Origin of the sequence: Sulfitobacter donghicola DSW-25 = KCTC 12864 = JCM 14565, assembly GCF_000622405.1 — a bacterium.
GTDB classification, from domain to species: Bacteria; Pseudomonadota; Alphaproteobacteria; order Rhodobacterales; family Rhodobacteraceae; genus Sulfitobacter; species Sulfitobacter donghicola.
Genome location: NZ_JASF01000005.1, coordinates 1127785 through 1151500 on the forward strand (window position 1 = coordinate 1127785; position 23716 = coordinate 1151500).

A 23716-nucleotide genomic window follows, 5' to 3' on the forward strand; every position below is an offset into this window, starting at 1 on the left:
AAGGTGGGCAGGTCCGCGCGGTTTCCCACGAACATGCCCACCATTTTCTTTTTCTATTCAGCCGCAATCGGCGCTGCGGCGGCTTCGACCTTCACAGCCGAGAATTTGAACTCGGGGATCTTGCCATAGGGATCAACCGCAGGGTTTGTCAGTATGTTTGCAGCAGCTTCAACATAAGCAAACGGCAGGAACACCATATCCGGTGACACCGCACGATCCATGCGCGCCATGACCTCGATGCTGCCGCGTTTGGTCGTCAGGCGAACCAACTCGCCAGCCTCGACGCCCAATTTGCGCAAGGTCGACGGGTGCAGCGAACAGTTCGCCTCGGGCTCAACCGCATCCAATACTGTTGAGCGGCGCGTCATGGAGCCTGTGTGCCAGTGCTCTAGCTGACGGCCTGTGGTCAGGATCATCGGATATTCTTCGTCCGGTGTATCATCCGGCGCTACGATGCTGGCTGGCGTAAACCGTGCGCGGCCCTCGGCGCGCGGGAAACCATCGGCAAATACAATCGCCTGACCAGGGTCTTCGGGTGTTAGCGACGGGTAGGTCACCGCGTTTTGCGCCTCCAAACGATCCCACGTGATGTTGTCCAGTGACTTCATGTTCAGCTTCATCTCGGCGAACACATCTGCAGGTGAAGCATATGACCAATCAAGCCCCAACCGCTTGGCCAGTTCCACTTCGATCCACCAATCCTCGCGTGCATCACCAGGGGGCGAAACAGCGGGGCGGCCCATCTGGACCTGACGGTTGGTGTTTGTGACTGTACCCGATTTTTCAGCAAAGGCGCTGGCAGGCAAAATCACATCCGCAAAGTTAGCCGTTTCAGTGATGAAAATGTCCTGCACCACCAGATGATCCAGCTTTGCCAAAGCCCCACGCGCGTGTTCAACATCAGGATCGGACATGGCAGGGTTTTCGCCCAAAATATACATGCCCCTAATATCGCCATCATGGACCGCATCCAAAATCTCGGTAACGGTCAGACCTTTTTCAGCACTGAAGTCGCCAGATTTCCAAACATCGGTAAAGGCCGAGCGCACACCATCTTCGGTGACCGACTGATAGTCAGGCAGGAACATCGGGATCAGCCCCGCATCAGAGGCACCTTGAACGTTGTTTTGCCCGCGCAGCGGGTGCAGACCAGCACCCGGACGGCCAACTTGGCCCGTCATCAATGCAAGGCTGATAAGGCAACGTGCATTGTCTGTGCCGTGAATGTGCTGGCTAACGCCCATGCCCCAGAAAATCATCGCAGACTGAGCACCCGCAAATGTGCGCGCAACATCACGAAGGGTTTCGGCATCGATCCCGCAGACCTCGGCCATTTTTTCTGGGGTGAAGTCCTTTAGGTGCGCTTTCTCAGCGTCCCAATTTTCGGTGTAGGCTTCGATATATTGCTGATCGTACAGCCCCTCTTCGGCGATCACATGCATGATCGCGTTCAGCATCGAAACATCTGTACCCGGACGGAACTGCAACATGTGGCTAGAGAACCGTTTGAGCGCCTGCCCCCGCGGGTCCATCACGATCAACTTGCCACCGCGTTTGGTGAACTGTTTGAAATAGGTCGCAGCAACGGGGTGGTTTTCGATCGGGTTACAGCCAATGACGATCGCGACGTCCGAGTTTTCAATCTCGTTAAACGTGGCTGTAACCGCGCCCGATCCCACGTTCTCCATCAACGCGGCAACCGAGGAAGCGTGGCACAGGCGTGTACAGTGATCGACGTTGTTATGGCCGAACCCTTGGCGGATCATTTTCTGGAAAAGGTAAGCCTCTTCGTTGGTGCATTTAGCCGAGCCAAAGCCCGCAACACCTTTGCCGCCGATATCCTTCAAACCCTTGGCCGCGAAATCCAGCGCCTCATCCCAAGTCGCCTCGCGGAAGAACTCTTGCCAGTTACCCGGATCAACGTTCAGACCCTTTGCAGGGGCATCTTCGCGGCGGATCAGCGGTTTGCTCAGGCGGTGGTCGTGGTGGATATAGTCAAAGCCGAAACGCCCTTTGACGCAGAGGCGCCCTTCGTTTGCTGGGCCATTGATGCCCTCAACGTATTTGACCTTGTCGTCTTTGATCTTCAGCGAGATTTGGCAACCAACACCACAGAAGGGGCAGATGCTCTCGACTTCTTTGTCAAAATCCGCGCTATCGCCCACCTGATTTTCATCAACCACAGTCGATGGCATTAACGCACCAGTTGGGCAGGCCTGAACACACTCACCACAGGCAACGCAGCTGGAGGTGCCCATCGGGTCCGCCATGTCAAACGTTGGATAGCTGTCGTGACCGCGACCCGACATGCCAATTACATCATTCACCTGCACCTCGCGGCACGCGCGAACACAGAGGCCGCAGGAAATACAGGCATCCAGATTGACGCTCATCGCGACGTGGCTGTCATCCAACAGGGGAATGCGGCCTTCTTCCAGCTTGGGAAAGCGGCTTTCGCTGACGCCGTTCATCTCGGCCATGTCCCACATGTGGCTGGATTTATCGTGCGAGATTTCTTTCTCTGGCTGATCGGCCATCAACAACTCAACAACCATCTTGCGGGCGTTTTCGGCGCGCGCGTTATTGGTGACAACAACCATACCCTCGGAGGGTTCACGAATACAGGACGCCGCCAAGGTACGCTCGCCCTCGATCTCAACCATACAGGCGCGGCAATTGCCGTCTGGGCGATACCCCGGAGCAGGCTTGTGACACAGATGCGGGATCTTTAGCCCACGCCCATTTGCCACTTCCCAGATCGTCAATCCGGCTTCCGCCTCGACAGTTTTACCATCAAGCGTGAATGTAACCTTATCCGTCATAACGAGACTCCTCTTAAGCGGTTTAAGCCGTTCTAATCCCGCAACTGCGATCCAGAAGGGCTGTTCCCGACACGAGACTTCGCATTTCCGCCATGAGATGGCTCCGAAGTTTCCGATACGCCTCTTTCGCCCCTTTACGACCTCCCCTATCAAGGACGGGAAATCACAGGAGCGCTTATGTCTACCATCACTCTTATCCGTCACGGTCAGGCGAATTCCACAGCGACCGACGAAGCAAGCTATGACCGCCTAAGTGATCTGGGGCACGAGCAGGCAAAATGGCTAGGCGATCACCTGCGTGACACGCGCGCGCATAACACCCGTCTGTTTACCGGCACCCTACAGCGCCACATCGAAACTGCCGATGGTATGGCAACTGGCCTTGCCCCTACCCGCGACGCCCGATTGAACGAGTTGGAGTATTTCACCCTCGCCAATTTGATGGAACAACAACATGGCATTCCATTTCCCACCGAACAGCCCCAATTCATCGATCACCTCCCACAGGTTCTAAAACACTGGAGAGATGACAAATTGGAAGGCGCACCAGAAACGTATGACCAGTTTCAATCCCGCATCCGCGATGCTTTGAAAGAGATCGCAGCCGATACCGGCCCAGCGCTGGTCGTGACGTCTGGCGGGTTGATTGCGCATGTCATCGGGCAGCAGATGGAGCTCAGCATCGAAGCCACAGCACGAACGGCGATCGCGATCTTTCACACTTCGATGCATCAACTGCACCCGATTGGCGGGCACCTGTCACCGGTTCTATTCAATGCCACACCGCATCTGGATACACCGTCACGCAACCTGTCCAAAACGAACATCTAGAAAGGCCTTAATGTGAATTTATTCTATGCAAACGGCACCATCTCAATCGCACCCGCGATAGCCTTGCTTGAGGCTGGTATCGAACATGATCTTACGCGCATTGATTTTGCTAGTGCGGGTCAATCACAACCCGAATATTTGGCAATAAACCCCAAAGGCCGTGTTCCTGCCCTTGTCCTGAAAACCGGAGAGGTTTTGACCGAAACGGGAGCCTTGCTAGACTATATCGCTGCCAAATCAACGACGGCAAAACTGGTTCCACAGGCGCCTGAAACCGCAGCCCATATGCGAAGCGTCATGTATTATCTTGCCTCGACCATGCACGTCGCCCATGCCCATAAAATGCGGGGAAGCCGCTGGGCGGATAATGAGGCCAGCTTTGCTGACATGACCGCTAAAGTCCCCGAAACCATGGCTGCCTGCGCCGCCTATGTTGAATCTGAATGCCTAAAAGGTGACTACGTCTGTGGCGCGGAATTTTCTATCGCTGATGCTTACCTGTTTATCGTTTGCAGTTGGCTCAGCGGCGATGGCGTGAACCTTGATGATTTCCCGATCATCACTGCATTTATGAACAGGATGGAAGAACGCGCCAGCGTCAAAACCATGCGCGCCAAAGGGATGCTATAGGCGCGCGTTCTATTGCGAACTGCCACCTTTCGGCAGGTGCCCCCTAAAACATCAAATGCCGCCCCGAGGGGCGGCACCGTTGGGTCAAATGACCATCTTTTTCACCCCAGCAGGCGGTAATACACCCAATCTGGCAAAAACTGACATGCCCGAACCAAGGACGACAACCCAAACGGAAAGCTCTTTTTGAACTTATCCGTGTTCATGTGCTCAAAGATTTCGCGCGCCGCGTCTTCTGGTTCCATCTGTTGCGGCATCCAAAAGCTGTTTTGTTCAGTCATCTGCGTTTTGACAAAGCCAGGGTTAACAACCTGAACCTTAACGCCAGTGCTGCGCAGATCAGCATACATGCTTTCTGCCAAAGACAACGTCGCCGCCTTTGATGCCGCATAACCGACTGATTTTCGCAAACCACGGTAGGCCGCTAGGCTTGAGGTGATAACGATATGCCCCTCATCACGGTCTGTCATTGATGGCACAACCTGCCCCATCACACGCATCAAACCGGTGAAATTGACATCAGCCATAGCTTCACCTTGCTCGGCGTTCCAATTTTTGGCGCTAAAGGGGTAATAGACACCAGCAAGGTAAATAACGCCGTCGACAGCACCCACTTCTTGCGCTGCTTTTTGTACGCTTGCGGTATCGGTCACATCTAGCGGCACAAACTGCGATTTGCCTGGCAGATTATTCGCTACATCTTCCAGCTTACTGGCCGTGCGTGCCGACAGGACGACTTCCGCACCCGCACGGCTTAGCTGATGGGCCAAAGCTGCGCCTATACCGTCGCTTGCGCCGATCAACCAATATCGTTTGCCTTGCCATTGCGTCATGCTGTTCTTCCTTTGCCTTTGGTATTTCCATTCTGGTAGCACCACTGCTTTTGGTGCACCTCAGTTAATCAGCTAATATTGCGGTGGATATTTCAAAACCCCAAAGCAGAGCAAAAACTGCACAAAAAATTGGCAGTCGTACGCGCCTACTCATTGCTCAAGACGGCGGTCCTTTGGTCTTGTGAATAGGCAGCGGCATGTCCTCGCCAGTCACCTCTTCGAAATCAAAGTTATCCAAACGCGCAGCGCGTTTGCCAGCACGTTCCGCTGCGGTTCCAATCCCTTCCAAATCATCGCGCGCTTGGCGGAAATGCGTATCAAGTTTACCCACGCGCTCCACCACCAACTCAACGTCGCGATGCAAGAGGCGCAATGTCTTGCGGATTTCCCCCGCCTGTTCGCGCATTCGCGCGTCTTTTAGAATGGCGCGCATGGTGTTCAGGGTCGCCATGCAGGTCGTTGGCGATACGATCCACACCCGCGCATCAAACCCTTCGCGCACCAGCTCTGGGAAGTTCGCATGAAGCTCTGCATAGACGGCCTCTGACGGCAGAAACATCAGCGCTCCATCGGCTGTTTCTCCATCCAAGATGTACTTTTCTGCAATGTCACGAATGTGCTTTCGAACGCTGGTCCGCATGTTCGCAACGGCAGATTTCAGCTCCCAATCCGATTGCGCGCGGTGCAATGCTTCATAGGCTTCCAGCGGAAATTTGGCGTCTATCACAATCGGCCCTGGAGGGTTGGGCAGATGGATCAAGCAATCGGCTCTGCGCCCGTTGCTCAGCGTTTTTTGCATGGTGTAACTGTCAGAGGGTAGCGCCTTTGACACGATGTCATTCAGCTGAATTTCACCAAACGCGCCGCGCGTTTGTTTGTTGCTCAGGATATCCTGCAAAGACAAAACATCCCCCGACAGTTTGGTGATGTTGTTCTGCGCCTTATCAATGACGGCCAGCCGCTCTTGTAGCTGGGTCAGGCTGGTTGTCGTCCGTTGTGCTGATCCATGCAGACTTTGATTGGTGCGTTCTTGCATCTGGGCCAGCTGCTGCTGCATCTGCAATTGAACGGTGGCCAGCCGTGTCTCGAGGCTTTGGATCAGTTGTGTTTGCGCGTGCGCTTGTGTGTCAGACACGGTTTGCAGGTTTCCACGCAACTGCTCTTGGCCACTGCCAAGACGGTGAAGCTGCTGCGACAACGGCGCAGGGATACGCGTTGGGCGCAGGAGCACGAGGCACAGTAAAACCAGCACCAGACAAAGGATGCCAATGCCAATGGCCAGCCCCAGAACAACGGGATCGTTCAGATCAAACTGCACTTCGCCTAGCTGGATCATGTACGTCCGAACAGCCGTTCAATATCGGTGAGTTTTAGTTCAACATAAGTGGGGCGGCCATGGTTACACTGACCCGAATGTGGGGTTGCCTCCATCTCGCGCAAAAGCGCGTTCATCTCTTCACCGCGCATCCATCGGCCCGAGCGGATCGACCCATGGCAGGCAACGCGGCTCAGGATCGCTTCGATACGGGCCTGCACCAACAGGCTTTCACCCTCGCCCTCCAGCTCATCAATGATGTCACGCACCATGGCTTCGGCGTTGACCTCACCCAAGATCGCGGGCGTTTCACGCACGGCGATAGCGTCACCGCCAAAGGGTTCTAGACCAAGCCCGAATTTTGCCAATTCATCAGCAACGCTGAGGATCAAAGCACGTTCGGACGCGGAAAGCTCGATAATATCGGGGATAAGCAAAGCCTGAGACGCGACACCGTTTTCCGCCATCTGGTTTTTCAGCTTTTCATAGACCAGACGTTCATGCGCGGCGTGCTGATCAACGATCACCATACCCGTCGCTGTTTGGGCGATAATATAGTTTTCATGCACCTGACCGCGGGCAGTGCCCAGTGGATATTCAATGGGCTGTTCGGCTTCAACCGATGGTTCTGTAACGGGCGTTTCCACCCGCCCCCACATGCCGCGCATTTCGGCAAACCCTTCGGGGGCTTGGGCCTGATAGGACGTGTGCCGCGCCCCCGTTGAAGGGCGGTCCATCTGGTAAACGCGGGCCTCGCCTGTATTCTCGGGGCGCATCGCACCCAAGGTCGCATCCGCCACCGTGCTAGACGCGCGGTGACCTGCATTCGCCAGCGCATGGCGCAGCGCCGAGACAATCAACCCCCGCACGACACCAGGATCGCGAAAGCGGACTTCGGATTTGGCGGGGTGAACGTTCACATCGACCAAATTGGGGTCACAATCCACAAATAGGGCGGCAGCAGGATGGCGATCACGGCTGAGGAAATCGAAATAGGCCCCGCGAAGCGCACCGATTAGCATTTTGTCTTTAACAGGTCGGCCATTCACAAACAGATATTGCGCAACCGCGCTGCCGCGCGAATAGGTCGGCAGCGCCGCAAAGCCCGTTAGGTGAAATCCCTCGCGCTCTGCGTCGATCGGCAAGGCGTTTTCAGCAAAATCCTTACCCAAGACCTGACGTAGACGGCCATGAAGCGCCTCAAACATCTCGCCTTGTTCGGCCTCGGCGCGAAACACGTCTCGCCCCGGCCCGTCACCAGATACGTCACGCAAAACAAACCGCACAAACGGCTCCGCCATCGCCAAACGCTTGATCACATCCCCAATCGCCTGTGCCTCGGCACGATCCGTGCGCAGGAATTTGAGCCGCGCTGGCGTTGCATAGAAAAGGTCGCGGAGCGTAACGACCGTGCCCGCGCTCAGCCCTGCGGGTTTGACCGCTTCATGTTTACCACCCGTCACATTTATCTCTGCGCCCTCATGCCCTTTGGCACGGCTGGTGATGGTCAATCGGCCAACCGAGCCGAGCGATGGCAAGGCCTCTCCCCGAAATCCGAAGGAATGAATGTTGAGCAAGTCCGAGCCGTCAATCTTGGATGTTGCGTGACGCGACAGCGCCAAAGGGAGATCATCACCCGAGATGCCGCAACCGTCATCCGTCACGCGGATAAGGGTCTTACCGCCATCGGCGTACTCAATAGTGATCCGTGTCGCCCCTGCATCAATAGCGTTTTCTACCAGCTCTTTCACCGCCGAGGCCGGACGTTCAACAACTTCGCCAGCGGCAATGCGGTTGATCGCCGTTTCATCCAATTGGCGGATTACGGGCTGTGATGCGCTTATGTTGGGGGTCGGTTGAGCCATGCCGCAAGACTTAGCACAGGCAGGCACGATTCTGAAACCCGCTGCGCAGGGTTATCCCCAGCAGTTTTTATATGCTTTCCGACAGCCTATAGCGGCATATGGCGGTTCACATCTTTGTAGAGCAGATACCGGAATGGCTGGTCGCCAGTTGCAATACATGCTTGGGGACAAAACGCGCGCAGCCACATGAAATCACCTGCTTCCACAGGCACCCAATCCTTGTTCAATAGATAATCGGCTGACCCTTGCAGCACGTACAGCCCGTGTTCCATCACATGGGTTTCTGCAAAAGGAATGCGCCCACCTGGTTGGAAGGTGACGATGTTCACGTGCATATCATGGCGCAGGTCAGTGGGGTCTACAAAACGGGTTGTTGCCCAAACACCGTCGCAATCGGGCATCTCGGTCGGCGCGACCGCCTGATCGGAGGTTACAAATGCCTCTGGTACATCGACACCCTCTGCCCCGATATATCGCTTGCGGATCCAATGGAATTGGCTGGCGGTTTTGCCATCGTTCCAGATTGTCCAAACCGTATCTGGCGGAATGTAAGCGTAGCCGCCCGCCTCTAGCACGTGGCGCGCGCCGTCTATGTTCAAAACAATCTGTCCCGACGCGACAAACACAACCGATTGCGCCTCTTCGTCTATCTCTGGCGCATCCGATCCCCCACCCGGAGAAAGCTCGACCGCATACTGGCTAAAGGTTTCAGCAAAACCTGAAAGAGGGCGCGCCAACACCCACATCCGCATACCTGTCCAATTGGGCAGATAGCTGGTGACAATATCACGCTGAGTGACAGCGGGAAGAACCGCGTAAGCATCCGTGAAAACGGCCGTCCCTTCGGGCGACTCTGATTGATCCGGCAGTCCGGCAGGGGGAAAGGCGTATTTCATTTTGATACTCCGGCTTGGGAAACAACAGGCATAATGATCAGTTGGTTTATTCCTGCCCTAAGGCCTCAAAACTTACCATCCCTTATCAAAACCCCAAACTCACCCCTAAAAACAGTCAGGCCGGACATCTCTGTCCGGCCTGCCGCTCACCCGACGCCGTCGAGACGTCAATTTTTATTATTTTTATGTCAGCTGGGTATTATTAACCGCTGGCCTACTTGGATCTTGTCGGGTGATTGTAACGTGTCTTGGGTCGCCTCAAAAAGCTGCTGGTCGGCGTTTGGCGTTCCATAAGAGTGCAGCGAAATATCCGCAAGGCGATCCCCGCCCTGCAGAGAAATGATGCGTTGCGCGCCGAATTCTGCAGCCTGTGTATTCAACGCAAATGATGTGGTTTTCTCCATCGCAATGGGTTGTTCAGCGAAATCACCGCTGAAAATCAAATAGGCCGTCGACATCCCCATCAAAAAGGTGAAGCACAAAAACGCAATCAGACCTAGCAACTGTGCGTTCCGCCTCAGAAAGCTTGGATCGGCAGGAGACATCAAACCAGTCGCTGCGAAAACTGGCGCTTCTGGCTCTGGCTCAAAAACGGGTGAGGGAACATGAACAACTTGCCTCTTTTTCTGAGGTTCAACCTGTTCAGGTTCTGGTACCGGTTCTGGCTGTGTGACCAATTGCTCTGGCTGTTCTGGCTGTGTGACCAACTGTTCTGGCTGTTCAGCCAATTCTTCACCGCTGCGAATGCTTGTGAATGAAATTTTCGGATTTTGCTGCGTCACTTTGCTTGTTCCTGAAGTGTCAGGCCCAAAGCGGACCAAACCTGTATGCCACCACCGTAGTAGCGATTTTCGTCTAACGGAGGCCTCGCATGCAGGAACACAGGCGAAATACGGGTTTCGCTGCCTTCAAACATGAACTGATCCTGTCCATTCACATTGTATTCATTTGCTAACGACATTGTGGCGCCAACCCCCAACATCGCGGCGAAAATCGCTGTTTCTTTCTTCATTCCGCCCCCTAGGCTATGCACACCGGAAATAGCGGTAACAGCCACAAAGACGGTGTTTCGAAGAATATGGCACCAGATATAGGCTGATAGAGAATCACTCGTCAAAGTAAAAACGAATCACGATTCGGATATTTTTCAAAACCTAGGCCCAAGCGGGATTGCCCCACTCTTGTTACGTGTGGATACTTTCAAACTGGGCCAAAATTTCATCCCTAGGTTGCATGGTGAATTTTTATCTTTGCGCCACAAACTCCAAACACAGCCCATAATCCTCACGATTGGAAAACGATTGACCTAACGGCGCAGGCGCTTCTTCGCCTTGCATCACGCCTTGGTCACATGCGAGTTTAGGCAAGAATTTCCCGAAAGGTGCCGTCCCATGTCTGTTGATACGATTCAGCCCGTTTCCGCTGCTACTGCCCATCTTCCGCAGGTAACCGAGCCCCGAAATGCCGGTATCCCGCTGGATTTGAATTGGGTGTTGAGTGCGCAGGCGAATACATCCGCCATCGAACGCCGTGCCGCGTCCTTGCCTGCCCGCCGATCTGTCAAAAAAGAGTATCAGGCCGCTTGGTTATTAAAAGCGATCACCTGCATTGATCTGACCACCTTGTCTGGCGATGACACAGCTAGGCGGGTTGCGCGCCTTTGTGCCAAGGCGAAACAACCTGTAGCGACCAAAACGCTGGCAGCATTAGGGGTAGAGCCCATTACAACGGGGGCTGTCTGCGTTTACCACGAAATGGTCGAACCCGCGGTTGAGGCTCTGCGCGGCAGCGGCATTCCCGTTGCAGCAGTTTCCACAGGGTTTCCTGCTGGTCTGTCGCCCCTGCCTCTTCGCATCGCCGAAATCGAACAAAGCGTTGCAGCCGGTGCCACCGAGATTGATATCGTGATCTCGCGTAGACATGTTTTAGAGGGCAACTGGCAAGCGTTGTATGATGAGATGCGGGCCTTTCGCGATGCATGCGGCGAAGCCCATGTAAAGGCGATCCTTGCGACTGGTGAGCTGGGCAGTTTGCGCAATGTCGCGCGCGCCTCGTTGGTGTGCATGATGGCGGGTGCCGATTTCATCAAGACCTCAACAGGAAAGGAAAGCGTGAATGCCACGCTGCCCGTTACCTTGGTCATGATCCGCGCCATTCGCGACTATTATGACCGCACCGGTTTGCGTGTCGGCTATAAGCCTGCTGGCGGCATTTCAAAGGCCAAAGATGCAATCACATACCTTGCCCTGATCAAGGAAGAGCTGGGTGATCGGTGGTTGCAACCCGACCTATTCCGCTTTGGCGCGTCCTCGCTGCTAAATGATATTGAGCGCCAGTTAGAACACCACGTTAGCGGCGCTTACTCCGCTGGCTATCGCCACCCAACATCCTGAGCCACGAGGCACACACATGACCGTTTCCGAAATTTTCGAGACCATGGACTATGGTACCGCACCTGAATCCGCCGCCGAGGCTTTGGCGTGGATTGTTGATCAAGGTGGCAAGTTTGGCCACTTTATCGACGGGGAAATGACCGCCGCTGGCACGCCCTTTGAAACCCGCAATCCCGCAACGGGCGACGTATTGGCCACGCTCACGCAGGGCACCCAAGCAGATGTGGACGCCGCCGTAAAAGCCGCCCGTCGCGCCCAACCGAAATGGGAGGCAGCGGGTGGCCCAGCACGGGCAAAAGTGTTGTACGCTCTCGCACGTCTGCTGCAAAAGCACAGCCGCCTGTTCGCGGTGCTGGAAAGCCTTGATAACGGAAAACCGATCCGCGAAGCGCGTGATATTGATATCCCACAGGCGCAGCGTCACTTTTATTTTCATGCAGGCATGGCGCAGCTTATGCCAAGCGAATTGCCAGACGCGCAGGCGCTGGGTGTTTGCGGTCAGGTTATCCCGTGGAACTTCCCTCTTTTGATGCTGGCGTGGAAGATCGCTCCGGCATTGGCGATGGGCAACACGGTTGTTCTGAAACCCGCTGAATATACCTCGCTCACCGCAATGCTGTTTGCTGACATCTGTGGCCAAGCAGGCGTGCCAAAGGGCGTTGTGAACATCGTCACGGGTGACGGTGCGGTGGGTGAAATGGTTGTTTCGGCAGATGTCGACAAGGTCGCCTTTACTGGCTCTACCGCAGTGGGGCGGCGCATTCGCGAGGCAACGGCAGGCAGCGGCAAGGCTCTAACGCTCGAACTGGGGGGTAAATCGCCCTATATCGTTTTCGACGATGCGGATATCGATTCCGCAGTCGAAGGATTGGTGGATGCGATTTGGTTTAATCAGGGCCAAGTCTGCTGTGCCGGATCACGTTTGCTGGTCCATGAACCTGTCGCCGATTTATTCCACACCAAATTGCGGGCGCGGATGGACAAATTGCGGGTTGGTTCTCCGCTGGACAAAAGCATCGATGTCGGTGCGATCGTTGATCCTAAACAACACGAAACCATTTCGGCGCTTGTTTCGGCCAATACCGCAGGTGAGACCTATGTCGCCGATTGCGCGATCCCCGAGACTGGCAGCTTTTATCCCCCCACCCTGATCACCGATCTCCAGCCCGCCGACACGCTCATGCAGGAAGAGATCTTTGGCCCTGTGTTGGTGTCCTCCACCTTCCGCACCCCCGCCGAGGCGGTAAGCATCGCGAACAACACCCGCTATGGGCTGGCGGCTACGATCTGGAGTGAGAATGTTAACCTCGCGCTGGATATCGCGCCGAAACTGGTCGCGGGGATCGTTTGGATCAATGGCACTAACATGATGGATGCCGCCGCAGGCTTTGGCGGCGTCAGAGAAAGCGGCTTTGGCCGTGAAGGCGGCTGGGAAGGGCTCAGCGCTTATACGAAATCCAAAGCGCCCCAAAAGCAGGTGAAACCGATTGCACCGATGACAGGCAGCGGCGCGCCCAGTGATGGGATCGACCGCACTGCCAAATTGTATATCGGTGGCAAACAAGCGCGACCTGACAGCGGTTACTCGGCACAGGTTTGGGCCAAGAACGGCGTCCTGTTAGGCCACGCACCTCAGGCAAGCCGCAAAGATGTACGCAACGCGGTTGAGGCCGCACATGCCGCCAAAGGCTGGAGCAAGACCACAGGGCACCTACGCGCCCAAATTCTGTATTTCATCGCCGAAAACCTGACTGCCCGTGCCGAGGAGTTCGCCCACCGTCTGGACCAAATGCAGGGCGGAAAAACAGGTGCGAAAGAAGTTGAAGCCGCTGTACAGAGCTTGTTCACCTATGCGGCTTGGGCCGACAAATATGACGGTCAGGTCCATGGCGTACCCATTCGCGGGGTCGCGATGGCGATGAAAGAGCCTGTTGGTGTTATCGGCGCGCTTTGCTCGGCTGCGGCACCGTTGGCAGGGCTGGTCGGCGCGATGGCACCAGCCATTGCAATGGGTAACCGCGTGATCCTCAGCGCGTCCGAACCTTTCCCGCTGGCCGCGACCGACTTTAGCCAAGTTCTGGAAACATCCGACGTTCCTGCCGGTGTGGTGAATATCCTGACTGGCCCACAAGGCGATGTCGCCGATGCCATGGCCCGCCACATGGATATTGATGCAGTCTGGAGCTTTGGTGATCCCGATCTCGATCAGGTTGTCGAGGCAGGTTCAGCCAGCAACCTAAAGCGGACTTGGGTGCAGAATGGCAAAGCCATTGATTGGGCCACGCCGCCCGCCAAAACCTTCCTCAGCCAAGCAACCGAGATCAAAAATATCTGGGTCCCTTACGGCGAGTAATAAAAACCCAGTACTGCACCCCGTCACAGGGATGCAGTACTGAACCGGTTATTCGGAAGCCAACCCTTCAGGTTGCCCCACAACCACAAAATGCAGTGCATCAGGATCCAATAGTTCAGCGGCGACACGTTTGACTTCTTCAGTCGTCACACGATCAACCCGCGCATTGCGCGTTTTTACATACTCAGGATCAAGGCCAATTGACTGCATTCCAACAAGAATGCCCGCAATAGTGCCGTTGCCGTCAAACCGTAGCGGATAGGATCCCGTCAGGTATGTCTTGGCGTCTTGCACTTCTTCCTCTGTCAGGCCTTCCTCCGCCGCCAGTCGCCATTGATCTCGGATCACCTCGATTGCTTCGGCGATACGATCGTTGGCCGAGCTGACAGACCCCATGTAGCTATTCGCCAGATCACGCGGAGATAGATATGAATACACCCCATAAGTCAGGCCGCGTTTTTCACGGACTTCGTTCATCAGGCGACTTTCAAAAGACCCCCCGCCCAACACTTGGTTCAGGATGATCGCTGCAAAATAATCGTCATCGTCTACCGCAATCCCACGTTGTCCAAATAGCGCGACCGACTGCGGTGTTTCGAAATCCACCACAGTTGTTCCGCCACTAATCTGTGGTTCCACCTTTGGCGGTAATGCTGGGCCGCTTTCAGGCAAACCTTCTAACAGCGTATCAACCAATGCACCCAATTGTTCTGGTGTGATATCACCTGATGCACCAACCAACACGCGGTCACGGACCAGCACGTTTTTGTGCGCTTCGAACAGATCGTCCCGCGTAAGAGCAGCAACTGATTCAGGTGTCCCTGCATCGACGCTGCCATAGGGGTGATCGCCGTAAGCCATCTGCGCAAAGGTCCTCGACGCGATGTCGTTTGGGTCTTTTTCGTCAAATGCCAAACCGGAAATCACCTGTGCTCGTACCCGTTCAACATCAGCGTCATCAAAGCGGGGAGACTGTAGAACATCCCGTAACAAGGCGACCGATGCATCAAAATTCTCTGTCAAAAACCGAGCCGAAACCGTCAAACTATCCGGCCCAGAGCTAAACCCAAAGCTAGTGGCAAGCTCTTCACCCGCGCGCGCAAAGGCGCGGGCATCCAAATCACCCGAGCCTTCTTCCAAAAGGCCGGTCATCAGATTAATCGCACCACGCTTCCCTTCGACGTCCAACGAAGTGCCGCCAAGAAACGAAATCTCTATAGCGACGAACGGTAGTGAGTGCTCTTCCACCAACCACGCCTTTATCCCTCCGTCAGAGGTCACAGCCTGAATATCTACGTCGGCAAAGGCAGGTAGTGCAGCAGTAGCACCGATGAATGCGGCAGTTGCAAAACGGATCATTGGGACTCTCCTTCTGGGCGCATCAGCCATCCGGTGACAGAGGCCTCACGTTTTAGCAGGCTTGCTGCTTGCATAATATCTTCGGCTGTGACCGCATCCAGAATTTCGGGCCATTCTTGTACGTCCTTAACGGTCAGGCCCGAGGTAAGCGCACGCCCATAGCGATTTGCGATGCCATCAACATTGTCTTGGGCATAGATTTCGGCCGCGCGTATCTGGAGTTTGATCCGGTCCAGCTGTTCCTGATCAACGCCTTCTTCCAGAAATGCTGCGATGGTTTTATCCAAAGCCGCTTCACCCTCTTCTAGGCTCACGCCTGCTGCTGGTACAATGATCATCCGAAAGGTTGTGTCGTCTAGCGAAACGCCTGAATACCAAGCAGCTGAATAGGTTGCGATTTGTTCGTCAAACTGCAGCTTTTCAGTCAGGAATGACGTTGAGCCACCCCCTAGAATTTCGGCCAGCATCATCAATGCCGCTGCAGTTTCCTGCGCGCCGCTGTCGCGTTCAGGCACTAAATAGCTGCGCGAAACATAGGGCTGCGCGACACGGGCATCACGGTACAAAACGCGACGCTCTGCGTTCTGGGGTGGTTCTTCAGTGCGTCGGCGCTCTTTCAGGTCTGGGTTGGCAGGGATCGGGCCATAGTGCTTTTCAGCAAGGGTACGCACCTCTTCAGGGGTTACATCACCTGACACCACCAAGATCGCATTGTTGGGAGAATAATTCAGCTCATAAAAATCCAACGCATCCTCTAGGCTCAATTCTTCCATTTCGTGCATCCAGCCGATGATGGGAATACCATAGTGATGGTTTAGATATTGCGCCGCGCTCAGCTGTTCTCCGAACAAGGCCTGAGGGCTGTTTTCGGTGCGCTGGTTGCGTTCCTCGATAATCACGTCACGTTCGGTTTCGATGTTTTGTTGGGTGATGCGGATGTTTTTCATCCGATCCGCTTCCATCGTCATCATCAGTTCCAGCCGATCCGCTGCGATGCGTTGGAAATAAGCTGTGTAATCATAGCTGGTAAACGCGTTATCAGTGCCGCCGTTCGCTGCTACGGTCGCCGAAAGTTCACCCGCTTCTAACGTGTCGGTCGCTTTGAACAGAAGGTGTTCTAGAAAATGCGCGATCCCCGAAGTGCCTTTGGGCTCATCCGCTGATCCGGCCCGATACCACAGCATATGCTGAACAACTGGCGCGCGGTGATCTTCGACCACAACGACCTGCATGCCGTTATCAAGTTCAAAATCGGTGACCTTCCCGCTGGTCTCGGCCAGCAATGTGGTAGGTAAGATGATCGCAGACAGTAACGCGGTATGAAGGTATCGCAACATCAAGGGTTTCCTTTTCGGTCGGCGGAACGGTTTTGTACAACATAGGTACGCCATGCACGCTGGGGTTCAAGCCGCGTGGTGAATTATCACAGATATGTAATAAGATATCAGTTCGCTGGAGGCGCGGATGGAGTGCGTGCGCCAGCACGACGCCAGCGGTTTTGTTCGGCTTGGGCGTCTAGCGCCTGACGTTTGTACGCCTGATTGTAACGATCGACGGGCACAATACGATATTGCGTGAACCGCGCCTTACGCTTGCGGAAGGCGGCATCGCTCTCGGCTAGTGTCTTACGGATGTTCGGGCTGACGCCTAAACGGCTGGCGTGCTGCACCAAAGCACTGTCGCGCGCTGGGATTGGTCCGTTGCTATCGCCCAAATTCCCACCTAGCGCCTGAGCACCCTCAGCCAAGGCAGAACGATCAACCCGATTTGTCCCACCAGGTGTCGGCGCGGGTAATTCTGAATAGCTTGTTGGTTCTTCCAAAGAGGCGACAGGTTTGATGCCGAACTCATCCGGCCCTTTTGACGTACTCTTCAAATCGCGAAGGCCCACGTTAGCACAGCCTGCGATCAAAGCAGGTAGTACAAGCAAGATAGCAAGTTTACGCATCAAAGGCCTCCAGACCACCGTTGCCATTCAATATCGCAGGCGGGGCCACATTGTCACCCAGCTTTTTTCGCCTTCGAATTACGCGGCTTGTTTTTGCTTGGCTTATCGTCACCTTCTGCGAAAAAAATCAGCCCCAGAGCACCAGCAAAAATGAAGACATCAGCAAGGTTAAACACAAAGGGATTGTTAATCCCACAGCAAGACATATTAAGAAAATCAAGGACATAGCCATAGATCAAACGATCTACAACATTTGCCAAAGCACCACCAACCAGCAAACCCGCGCTTACCTTGGCGATGGGTCTGGGCGCATTTTTGCGCGCCCAGATCAGAATAGCGATGCAAATCGCAATCGCTAAAGAAATCAAAATCCAACGGCTTAGGTCGGATCCATCGGCCAAAAGGCCGAAATTTATCCCGCGGTTTTCGCCATAGCGGAAATTTAGAAGGGGGGGCAAAACGTCAATACTACGGATGCGGGCAAGCTCCATCATGTGGATCACCACATATTTGCTGATCTGGTCGATCACAAAGGCCCAAAAGCCTGCCCAAAAGATCATCCGCATTGCGTTAATACTCCTATCAGTGGCGGAAGTGGCGCATGCCCGTAAAGACCATGGCCAAACCTGCTTCATCCGCCGCCGCGATCACTTCATCATCACGCATCGAGCCACCTGGCTGGATCAAGGCCGTTGCGCCTGCTTCGGCTGCTGTTATCAGGCCATCAGCAAAGGGGAAGAACGCATCTGATGCCACAACCGACCCTTTGGTCAACGGCGCTGGCAGGCCCATGGCTTCGGCCATATCAACTGCCTTGCGCGCGGCGATGCGTGTGCTGTCAACGCGGCTCATTTGCCCAGCGCCAACGCCAACGGTTGCCCCGTCTTTAACATAGATGATGGCATTTGATTTCACGTGTTTTGCAACGGTCCATGCAAACAACATATCGCTTAGCTCTTGATCCGTTGGTTGACGTTTTGTCACAACCTTGAGGTCATCCATGCTGATGCGGCCAATGTCGCGGTCCTGAACCAGCCAGCCACCAGAAACCTGACGCGGCGCCAGACGGGCGGTTGTTGGATCGGCCAAACCGCCAGTCGTCAACAAGCGCAGGTTTTTCTTTTTCTCAAAGATCGCAATGGCGTCGGCATCGGCGTCTGGAGCGATTACGACCTCGGTAAAGATACCTGTGATCGCCTCGGCTGTCGCGGCATCCAGCGTTTGGTTCAGGGCGATAATCCCACCGAACGCGCTGGTGCGGTCGCAATCAAAGGCACGGTTATAGGCCTCGGCCATTGTTGCGCCTGTTGCTACGCCACAGGGGTTCGCGTGTTTGATAATCGCTACGGCAGGGCCGTTTTCTGGCGCAAATTCCGACACCAGCTCAAATGCAGCGTCTGTGTCGTTGATGTTGTTATAGCTTAGCTCTTTGCCCTGATGCTGCTGTGCGGTGGCCACGCCAGCACGCGAAGAACCATCGGTGTAGAACGCCGCCTGCTGGTGCGGGTTTTCACCGTAACGCAATGTCTGTGTCAGCGTGCCGCCGAACGTGCGGCGGCGCGGCGTACCACCAACGGCTTCGGCCATCCACGTGCTCACAGCTGTGTCATAAGCCGCTGTGCGCGCATATGCTGTTTGGGCAAAACGTTGGCGCAGAGCATAAGTTGTCTGGCCATCATTGGCCTCAAGCTCTTCTAGGTAGGGCGTGTAATCTTCGACATCTACGATGACGCTGACAAAACCGTGGTTCTTTGCAGCGGATCGGATCATGGCGGGGCCGCCAATGTCGATATTTTCGATCACTTCGTCATATTCCGCGCCTTTGGCAACGGTTTCTTCGAATGGATAAAGGTTCACAACCACAAGGTCGATCTCGCCAATGCCGTGCTCCTGCATCGCGCCCACATGGTTTTCGTTATCGCGCAGCGCCAACAGGCCACCGTGCACAACGGGGTGAAGCGTTTTAACGCGGCCATCCATCATTTCAGGGAACCCTGTGACCTCGGAAACGTCTTTCACTTCCAGCCCCGCTTCGCGCAGGGCCTTGGCTGTTCCGCCAGTCGATAGCAATTCAACCCCGCGCGCGGCAAGGGCGCGTCCAAAGTCGACCAATCCGGTCTTGTCAGATACGGAAAGAAGGGCGCGTTTTACAGGGTGAAGATTAGCCATGGCAGGGCTCCTTTGGTCATTCGTCCTCAAGAAACGGGTCATCCCGTTCTAAATCACGCACGCCAATCGCAGTTTCCTGCGCTTTGGACAAGGACCACCTGACCCGAGTGGCAGGATTTATCGCACGTCCCGTCAGGACAATTTGCTGCGCTGCGCGTGGTTTCAGGCGTGTCGTTTCCAGATATGCGCCTGCCTCCACCTTTAGATCCGTTGTTCCATCGTGCCGAAAAACCCATATCTCACCAGACTTTAACGCCATCGAGACAGCAGCCCCGCCTAGGTCCAATGTCGCGTCGACCTCAGGGTGTAGGTGAAAGCGGATCTCGAACAACAGCCCTTTTAATTTGGTTTTGTCCAATGCGCGGTCAAAACGCTTTTTTTCGACATCTTCCATCGCAAGTAGCATATCTTCGCCTGCAACAGCGCGACCATCATGTGTCAGCTCCAATGTGCGGGCGTGAGTCAGACCATGAGTCAGGACATAGCCGTCATGCCCTCCCTGAAACTTCATTCCGTCACTAACCGGTGTGATTTCCACAGGCACATGGGTTGGCCCATCAATGAGCGCCTCAACCCCTGTTCGCCGGTCGGCAACATCCAATCGCGCGCTCGAATAACCACCCAAGCTAAGCGCCGAGTGCGACGGGGTTGCCCGCCCAGCGCGCCGCCAATCCAGACCAAACGAAGCGCCAGAACCGCAGTTTACAATCAGCGGGCGCCGACCAGAGGTAAGTTCAAACGCCAAAGTAGAGGCATGGGCATTTGCGGAGGCCGCCCCACCCGGAGGGGGGCTGGCATCGACAATAATACTGGTGCGCCCCGCTGAAAGGCGGGCATAGCCCATCGACAGGCCTTCGGGTTGCATCGTGCGCACTCCGGATGAGGCGAGCGCATGATCCAGCCAGCCTTCCGCCCCTCGTCCGCCACCATGGAACCGCGCGAGGCTGCCATCAGAGTGGCGTAAGGTGCGCAGCGTGGGTGCGATCCGCTCAATCGCCGCAAGGTGGGGCTGCGGTGTGCCGCGCCCCGCGTCCGAAAGGGCCGCTGCTGCCCATGTTAGCAACGTAAAGACGTCCAGCAGCTCTTCGGGGTTTCGTGTTGGCAGCCCGCCTTGCTCGTCGATCTGGGCTTCGCATTCCTTTGACAGCGCTTTGATCGCGGGATCGGCAAGGCCTTCCAGCCCCTCCAAGGAAAGCCCAGCATAGATCAGCCCCGTGAGGGCCTCGAACCGCGCCAGCCCCGGTGCGGCGGCATGCCAGCGTTTGGATAGAAACTGCGTTTGCTGCGTTAAAGAACGATAAAACGCTTTGCTGTCGGGGGCATTCTCGCCCACGCCATTCAGAACGAAAAGGGCGTGGTTAATCCACCGAATTAGACGACGCCCCGTTAGGTCAGGTGTCCAACCTGGTCCGCGACCATTGCCAAATTGGTCAATCCATTGCCACAGCCATTTCTGCGCTGCATGGCGTGACGCCATATCGCCAACTGCCGCCAAATCGTCCAACCACGCAAACCCGTGCAACGCCTCTGAAAATGCCGCATCTGGTGCTTCCAACTGCCAAGGGGACGTATCGGGCGCCGAGATCAAATTGCCCGCAAACAAATAATTCCCAGCGGCAAGCTGGCGCCCACGCGCAAAAGACCCGATTGTGCGCGGTTCGGGGGACGAGACAAAGCCATTGGCCTGCCCACGCGCGCGTGCGGCCGCACGGGCGTGCCATTTGTTCAAGAAACGCGTGCGATACGCGTTAAACTGGGAAACTTGGGTCATATGCTCTGCCTATACGCTCTGCTGGCGTTTTGTGCAGCTTAACCTGACCGACTGGAGGTGTCACCGACTTTCCGGCGGATTATTGCGCGGCTATTTCTTTCGGCGGTCTGCCGCCTGAGCCTAAGTGCGAAATTCGATCTTGCCCTACCCCGATGAAAGTTACAGCCTCATCTCATGATAGCTTCAATGATGATGTATTCCCGCCCTGAGTTGGAAACCGCCAACAACCTGTATTGGCAGACAATTCGTGCAAACCTTTTCAAACGCGGGATAAATGCGCCTGCTACGCTGGCCCAAACTGCGGGTGAGTTCGCAGTTTGGAAAGATCCAGATATGGTTTTCAGCCAAACCTGCGGCATGCCCTTTCGGACCAAGCTGAAGGATACCGTTCAACTAGTTGGCACACCTGACTACGGGTTAGAAGGCTGTCCGGCAGGGTATTACAATAGCGCCATTGTAATCAGACAAGATGATCCCAGAGCAGATTTACATGATTATCAGAACGCAAGATTCGCATTCAACATGAACCATTCGCAATCAGGATACGCTGCGATCTATACCCATCTTCAACCCTATGGTTTTTGGTTCAAAAACCGCATCGCCAGTGGGGGCCATCTGCGTTCGGCCCAAATGGTGGCCGAAGGGGAGGCAGACATCGCATCATTGGACGCCCAGACATGGCGGCTCATCCAGCGTTATGAGAGCTTTTCGGAACATCTTCGGGTGATAGAACATACCGCCCCAACTCCGGGGTTGCCCTATATTACAAATGCCAACCTAAATCCCCAGATCGTTTTTGATGCGGTTCAAGAGGCGATAAACGAATTGCCTAGCGACATCGCGCAGACATTGGATTTGAAGGGATTGGTGCTTATCCCCAAGGAAACATACCTTAGCATCCCAACCCCGCCAGCAGTGGCTACCGTTTAGGCCTGTTTACGAAGGCAAACGATATAGAACCCGTCCATGCCGCCTTGTTCTGCCCAGAAGTCAGGGCGCAGGCGCAAACCGCCTTCAGATGAAATCCATGCCGGATCAATACCTGGTAGGTCTAAGGCATCTCGATCGACGGTCATATCACCGTGGCGTTCCAGTGCTTCGTCGATCTGCACTTCTCCCTCATCAGGCAACAGGCTGCAGGTACAAAACACCATCCGCCCACCCGGTTTCAGGATAGACCACGCGTGATCCAGCAACTCTTCTTGCAGCGCGATCAATTCACCGAATTCGGAACCGTCTTTGGCGTGTGGCAGATCGGGGTGGCGGCGGATTGTGCCAGTCGCCGAGCATGGGGCGTCCAAAAGGATCGCATCAAACTCGCCCTGAAACTGGCGGGCGTCTTTGATAAAGGTGCGGGCCTTTAGCCCTGTACGGGTCAGGTTTTCCTTTACCCGCTGCATTCGGGAGTGGTTATCGTCCACCGCGCGCACTTCGGCGCCAGTGGTCGCCAACTGCATGGTTTTGCCACCTGGTGCGGCGCAAAGGTCCAGCACCAGTTCACCCTCTTGGGCGTTTAGAATTTTTGCGGGCAAGGCGGCGGCGGCGTCTTGCACCCACCAGTCGCCCTCGGCAAACCCTTCCATCGCCGAAACCTGACCACCGCCATACACACGCACCGATCCAGTCGGCAGCAGCGTCGCCTCAAGCCGCTCGGCCAATTCAGCGGCGTCGCCTTTTGCGCTTAGGTCTAGCGGAGCACCTTTGAAATGCGCGCTTTCAATAGCGGCCATTGCATCGGCACCCCATGCTTCGACCAGCGGGCCACGCAACCATTTCGGCAAACGCGGCGCGCGGCGCGCTGTCCATGCATCTGGACCATCAGCGGCGACCTTGCGCAGCACAGCGTTTGTCAGGCCCTTCAGGTGACTCAGGTGGCGATCGCCCGCAACAACAGAAACCATCGCGTTCACCACTCCATGCGCTGCGCCGCCTGTGCACAGCTCAACCGTGCCAACACGCAAGGCATTACGCACCGTCAGGGGCGGGTATTTATTGAGGTGCTTTTGCAAAATGCGATCAGCCCGTTCCAGCCCGCGCAGAGTATCCTGCGCAAGGCGTTGCGCACGTGCACGATCATCCGGCGGCAACCGATCTAACACGCCAGCACCCAGCAGTTCTGACATCAGCTTGCCCTCTCCCAATATCTGATCGAGGAGGAATACGGCTGATTTACGGGCGGATACGCCGGTGTCTGACATAATTTGAGCTTTCTCTAGGCGGTCTGGCGGTTGTCTGGGGCAAGGCGCGCTGTATATCAAGGGTGAGTTGAGAAAGGAACGCCCCATGGCAAACGAACCAACTGACCCGAATACGACCGATGTTGACGCCCCAGATACAGAAACCGCGGCGAAACCAGAGCTGCCTCCAGCCGCTCAACGGGCCCTTGCCGAAGCCGAAGAGCGTCGCAAAGCTGCCCAAGCTGTAGACCTGCCGCCCGAACTAGGCGGGCGCAATGGCCCAGAACCTGTGCGCTATGGCGATTGGGAGAAAAAGGGAATCGCGGTAGATTTTTAAGGCCACCGCGAGCCCTC

The 23716-nt window shown here is 55.4% G+C and carries 20 protein-coding genes; 6 read left to right on the top strand and 14 right to left on the bottom strand.

The genetic code is table 11. The features are described 5' to 3' along the window. Positions 1-53: 53 nt before the first annotated feature. Entirely contained in the window at positions 54-2822 is a 2769-nt protein-coding gene (fdhF, locus tag Z948_RS0106370; protein WP_025058729.1) for a formate dehydrogenase subunit alpha, read from the bottom strand. A gap of 177 nt (positions 2823-2999) precedes the next feature. Between fdhF and Z948_RS0106375 the strand changes: the two genes are divergently transcribed. After that, positions 3000-3653, top strand: coding sequence for a histidine phosphatase family protein (locus Z948_RS0106375; RefSeq protein WP_025058730.1), 654 nt, complete (start codon positions 3000-3002; stop codon positions 3651-3653). 12 nt (positions 3654-3665) lie between these two features. Beyond that, positions 3666-4283, top strand: coding sequence for a glutathione S-transferase family protein (locus tag Z948_RS0106380; protein WP_025058731.1), 618 nt, complete (start codon positions 3666-3668; stop codon positions 4281-4283). 101 nt (positions 4284-4384) lie between these two features. On the opposite strand, the gene Z948_RS0106385 is transcribed toward Z948_RS0106380, so the two are convergent. From Z948_RS0106385 to Z948_RS0106410, 6 genes are all read right to left on the bottom strand, one after another. Further along, positions 4385-5116 (bottom strand): SDR family NAD(P)-dependent oxidoreductase, encoded by a 732-nt coding sequence (locus Z948_RS0106385; protein WP_025058732.1) that lies wholly within the window; start codon positions 5114-5116, stop codon positions 4385-4387. A gap of 157 nt (positions 5117-5273) precedes the next feature. Further along, positions 5274-6452, bottom strand: coding sequence for a DNA recombination protein RmuC (locus Z948_RS0106390; protein WP_025058733.1), 1179 nt, complete (start codon positions 6450-6452; stop codon positions 5274-5276). Then, complete coding sequence (gene mutL, locus Z948_RS0106395) at positions 6449-8296, bottom strand: DNA mismatch repair endonuclease MutL (RefSeq protein WP_025058734.1); 1848 nt, start codon at positions 8294-8296, stop codon at positions 6449-6451. Before mutL ends, Z948_RS0106390 begins: the two co-directional genes overlap by 4 nt. A gap of 86 nt (positions 8297-8382) precedes the next feature. After that, positions 8383-9192 (bottom strand): bifunctional allantoicase/(S)-ureidoglycine aminohydrolase, encoded by an 810-nt coding sequence (locus Z948_RS0106400; protein WP_025058735.1) that lies wholly within the window; start codon positions 9190-9192, stop codon positions 8383-8385. A gap of 188 nt (positions 9193-9380) precedes the next feature. After that, positions 9381-9974 carry a hypothetical protein gene (locus Z948_RS0106405; protein ID WP_025058736.1) on the bottom strand — a complete coding sequence of 198 codons (594 nt, stop codon included), beginning with the start codon at positions 9972-9974 and terminating at the stop codon, positions 9381-9383. Beyond that, positions 9971-10204, bottom strand: a complete 234-nt coding sequence (locus Z948_RS0106410; protein ID WP_025058737.1) for a hypothetical protein — start codon at positions 10202-10204, stop codon at positions 9971-9973. Before Z948_RS0106410 ends, Z948_RS0106405 begins: the two co-directional genes overlap by 4 nt. 379 nt (positions 10205-10583) lie before the next feature. Between Z948_RS0106410 and deoC the strand changes: the two genes are divergently transcribed. Both deoC and Z948_RS0106420 read left to right on the top strand, forming a co-directional pair. Next, a complete protein-coding gene (gene deoC, locus Z948_RS0106415; RefSeq protein WP_025058738.1) occupies positions 10584-11585 on the top strand; it encodes a deoxyribose-phosphate aldolase in 1002 nt (333 codons plus the stop codon). A 16-nt stretch (positions 11586-11601) separates the two neighbouring features. Beyond that, on the top strand, positions 11602-13938 hold the full coding sequence (locus Z948_RS0106420; RefSeq protein ID WP_025058739.1) for an aldehyde dehydrogenase family protein: 2337 nt from the start codon (positions 11602-11604) through the stop codon (positions 13936-13938). A gap of 48 nt (positions 13939-13986) precedes the next feature. Here Z948_RS0106420 and Z948_RS0106425 read toward each other — a convergent pair whose 3' ends face one another. The 6 genes from Z948_RS0106425 to Z948_RS0106450 all read right to left on the bottom strand — a co-directional run bounded on the left by Z948_RS0106425 (position 13987) and on the right by Z948_RS0106450 (position 21185). Next, positions 13987-15297 (bottom strand): M16 family metallopeptidase, encoded by a 1311-nt coding sequence (locus tag Z948_RS0106425; RefSeq protein WP_025058740.1) that lies wholly within the window; start codon positions 15295-15297, stop codon positions 13987-13989. Further along, complete coding sequence (locus Z948_RS0106430) at positions 15294-16634, bottom strand: M16 family metallopeptidase (RefSeq protein WP_025058741.1); 1341 nt, start codon at positions 16632-16634, stop codon at positions 15294-15296. Before Z948_RS0106430 ends, Z948_RS0106425 begins: the two co-directional genes overlap by 4 nt. A gap of 107 nt (positions 16635-16741) precedes the next feature. Further along, a complete protein-coding gene (locus tag Z948_RS0106435; protein WP_025058742.1) occupies positions 16742-17245 on the bottom strand; it encodes a DUF3035 domain-containing protein in 504 nt (167 codons plus the stop codon). 53 nt (positions 17246-17298) lie between these two features. Continuing rightward, a complete protein-coding gene (gene lspA, locus Z948_RS0106440; RefSeq protein WP_025058743.1) occupies positions 17299-17811 on the bottom strand; it encodes a signal peptidase II in 513 nt (170 codons plus the stop codon). A 16-nt stretch (positions 17812-17827) separates the two neighbouring features. Continuing rightward, positions 17828-19414: a bifunctional phosphoribosylaminoimidazolecarboxamide formyltransferase/IMP cyclohydrolase gene (gene purH / locus Z948_RS0106445; protein ID WP_025058744.1), complete on the bottom strand. Its 1587-nt coding sequence runs from the start codon at positions 19412-19414 to the stop codon at positions 17828-17830. Between the two features lie 16 nt (positions 19415-19430). Continuing rightward, complete coding sequence (locus Z948_RS0106450) at positions 19431-21185, bottom strand: heparinase II/III family protein (protein WP_025058745.1); 1755 nt, start codon at positions 21183-21185, stop codon at positions 19431-19433. Positions 21186-21371: 186 nt separating this feature from the next. Between Z948_RS0106450 and Z948_RS0106455 the strand changes: the two genes are divergently transcribed. Continuing rightward, a complete protein-coding gene (locus Z948_RS0106455) occupies positions 21372-22115 on the top strand; it encodes a phosphate/phosphite/phosphonate ABC transporter substrate-binding protein (RefSeq protein WP_245604559.1) in 744 nt (247 codons plus the stop codon). On the opposite strand, the gene Z948_RS0106460 is transcribed toward Z948_RS0106455, so the two are convergent. Then, positions 22112-23383 carry an RsmB/NOP family class I SAM-dependent RNA methyltransferase gene (locus tag Z948_RS0106460; protein ID WP_025058747.1) on the bottom strand — a complete coding sequence of 424 codons (1272 nt, stop codon included), beginning with the start codon at positions 23381-23383 and terminating at the stop codon, positions 22112-22114. The genes Z948_RS0106455 and Z948_RS0106460 overlap by 4 nt on opposite strands. An 85-nt stretch (positions 23384-23468) precedes the next feature. Here Z948_RS0106460 and Z948_RS17885 point away from each other — a divergent pair, with 85 nt between their 5' ends. Continuing rightward, positions 23469-23699, top strand: coding sequence for a DUF1674 domain-containing protein (locus Z948_RS17885; protein ID WP_025058748.1), 231 nt, complete (start codon positions 23469-23471; stop codon positions 23697-23699). Positions 23700-23716 lie beyond the last annotated feature (17 nt).

Excerpts from the sequence above, each read along its gene's own strand:
- Z948_RS0106385 (WP_025058732.1), bottom strand. The coding sequence starts at position 5,116 with ATGACGCAATGGCAAGGCAAACGATATTGGTTGATCGGCGCAAGCGAC.
- Z948_RS0106460 (WP_025058747.1), bottom strand. The coding sequence starts at position 23,383 with ATGTCAGACACCGGCGTATCCGCCCGTAAATCAGCCGTATTCCTCCTC.
- deoC (WP_025058738.1), top strand. The coding sequence starts at position 10,584 with ATGTCTGTTGATACGATTCAGCCCGTTTCCGCTGCTACTGCCCATCTT.
- Z948_RS0106410 (WP_025058737.1), bottom strand. The coding sequence starts at position 10,204 with ATGAAGAAAGAAACAGCGATTTTCGCCGCGATGTTGGGGGTTGGCGCC.
- Z948_RS0106400 (WP_025058735.1), bottom strand. The coding sequence starts at position 9,192 with ATGAAATACGCCTTTCCCCCTGCCGGACTGCCGGATCAATCAGAGTCG.
- Z948_RS0106450 (WP_025058745.1), bottom strand. The coding sequence starts at position 21,185 with ATGACCCAAGTTTCCCAGTTTAACGCGTATCGCACGCGTTTCTTGAAC.
- Z948_RS0106455 (WP_245604559.1), top strand. The coding sequence starts at position 21,372 with ATGATGATGTATTCCCGCCCTGAGTTGGAAACCGCCAACAACCTGTAT.
- Z948_RS0106425 (WP_025058740.1), bottom strand. The coding sequence starts at position 15,297 with ATGATCCGTTTTGCAACTGCCGCATTCATCGGTGCTACTGCTGCACTA.
- purH (WP_025058744.1), bottom strand. The coding sequence starts at position 19,414 with ATGGCTAATCTTCACCCTGTAAAACGCGCCCTTCTTTCCGTATCTGAC.
- Z948_RS0106375 (WP_025058730.1), top strand. The coding sequence starts at position 3,000 with ATGTCTACCATCACTCTTATCCGTCACGGTCAGGCGAATTCCACAGCG.
- Z948_RS0106435 (WP_025058742.1), bottom strand. The coding sequence starts at position 17,245 with ATGCGTAAACTTGCTATCTTGCTTGTACTACCTGCTTTGATCGCAGGC.
- fdhF (WP_025058729.1), bottom strand. The coding sequence starts at position 2,822 with ATGACGGATAAGGTTACATTCACGCTTGATGGTAAAACTGTCGAGGCG.
- Z948_RS0106430 (WP_025058741.1), bottom strand. The coding sequence starts at position 16,634 with ATGTTGCGATACCTTCATACCGCGTTACTGTCTGCGATCATCTTACCT.
- Z948_RS0106420 (WP_025058739.1), top strand. The coding sequence starts at position 11,602 with ATGACCGTTTCCGAAATTTTCGAGACCATGGACTATGGTACCGCACCT.
- Z948_RS0106390 (WP_025058733.1), bottom strand. The coding sequence starts at position 6,452 with ATGATCCAGCTAGGCGAAGTGCAGTTTGATCTGAACGATCCCGTTGTT.
- Z948_RS17885 (WP_025058748.1), top strand. The coding sequence starts at position 23,469 with ATGGCAAACGAACCAACTGACCCGAATACGACCGATGTTGACGCCCCA.
- mutL (WP_025058734.1), bottom strand. The coding sequence starts at position 8,296 with ATGGCTCAACCGACCCCCAACATAAGCGCATCACAGCCCGTAATCCGC.
- lspA (WP_025058743.1), bottom strand. The coding sequence starts at position 17,811 with ATGCGGATGATCTTTTGGGCAGGCTTTTGGGCCTTTGTGATCGACCAG.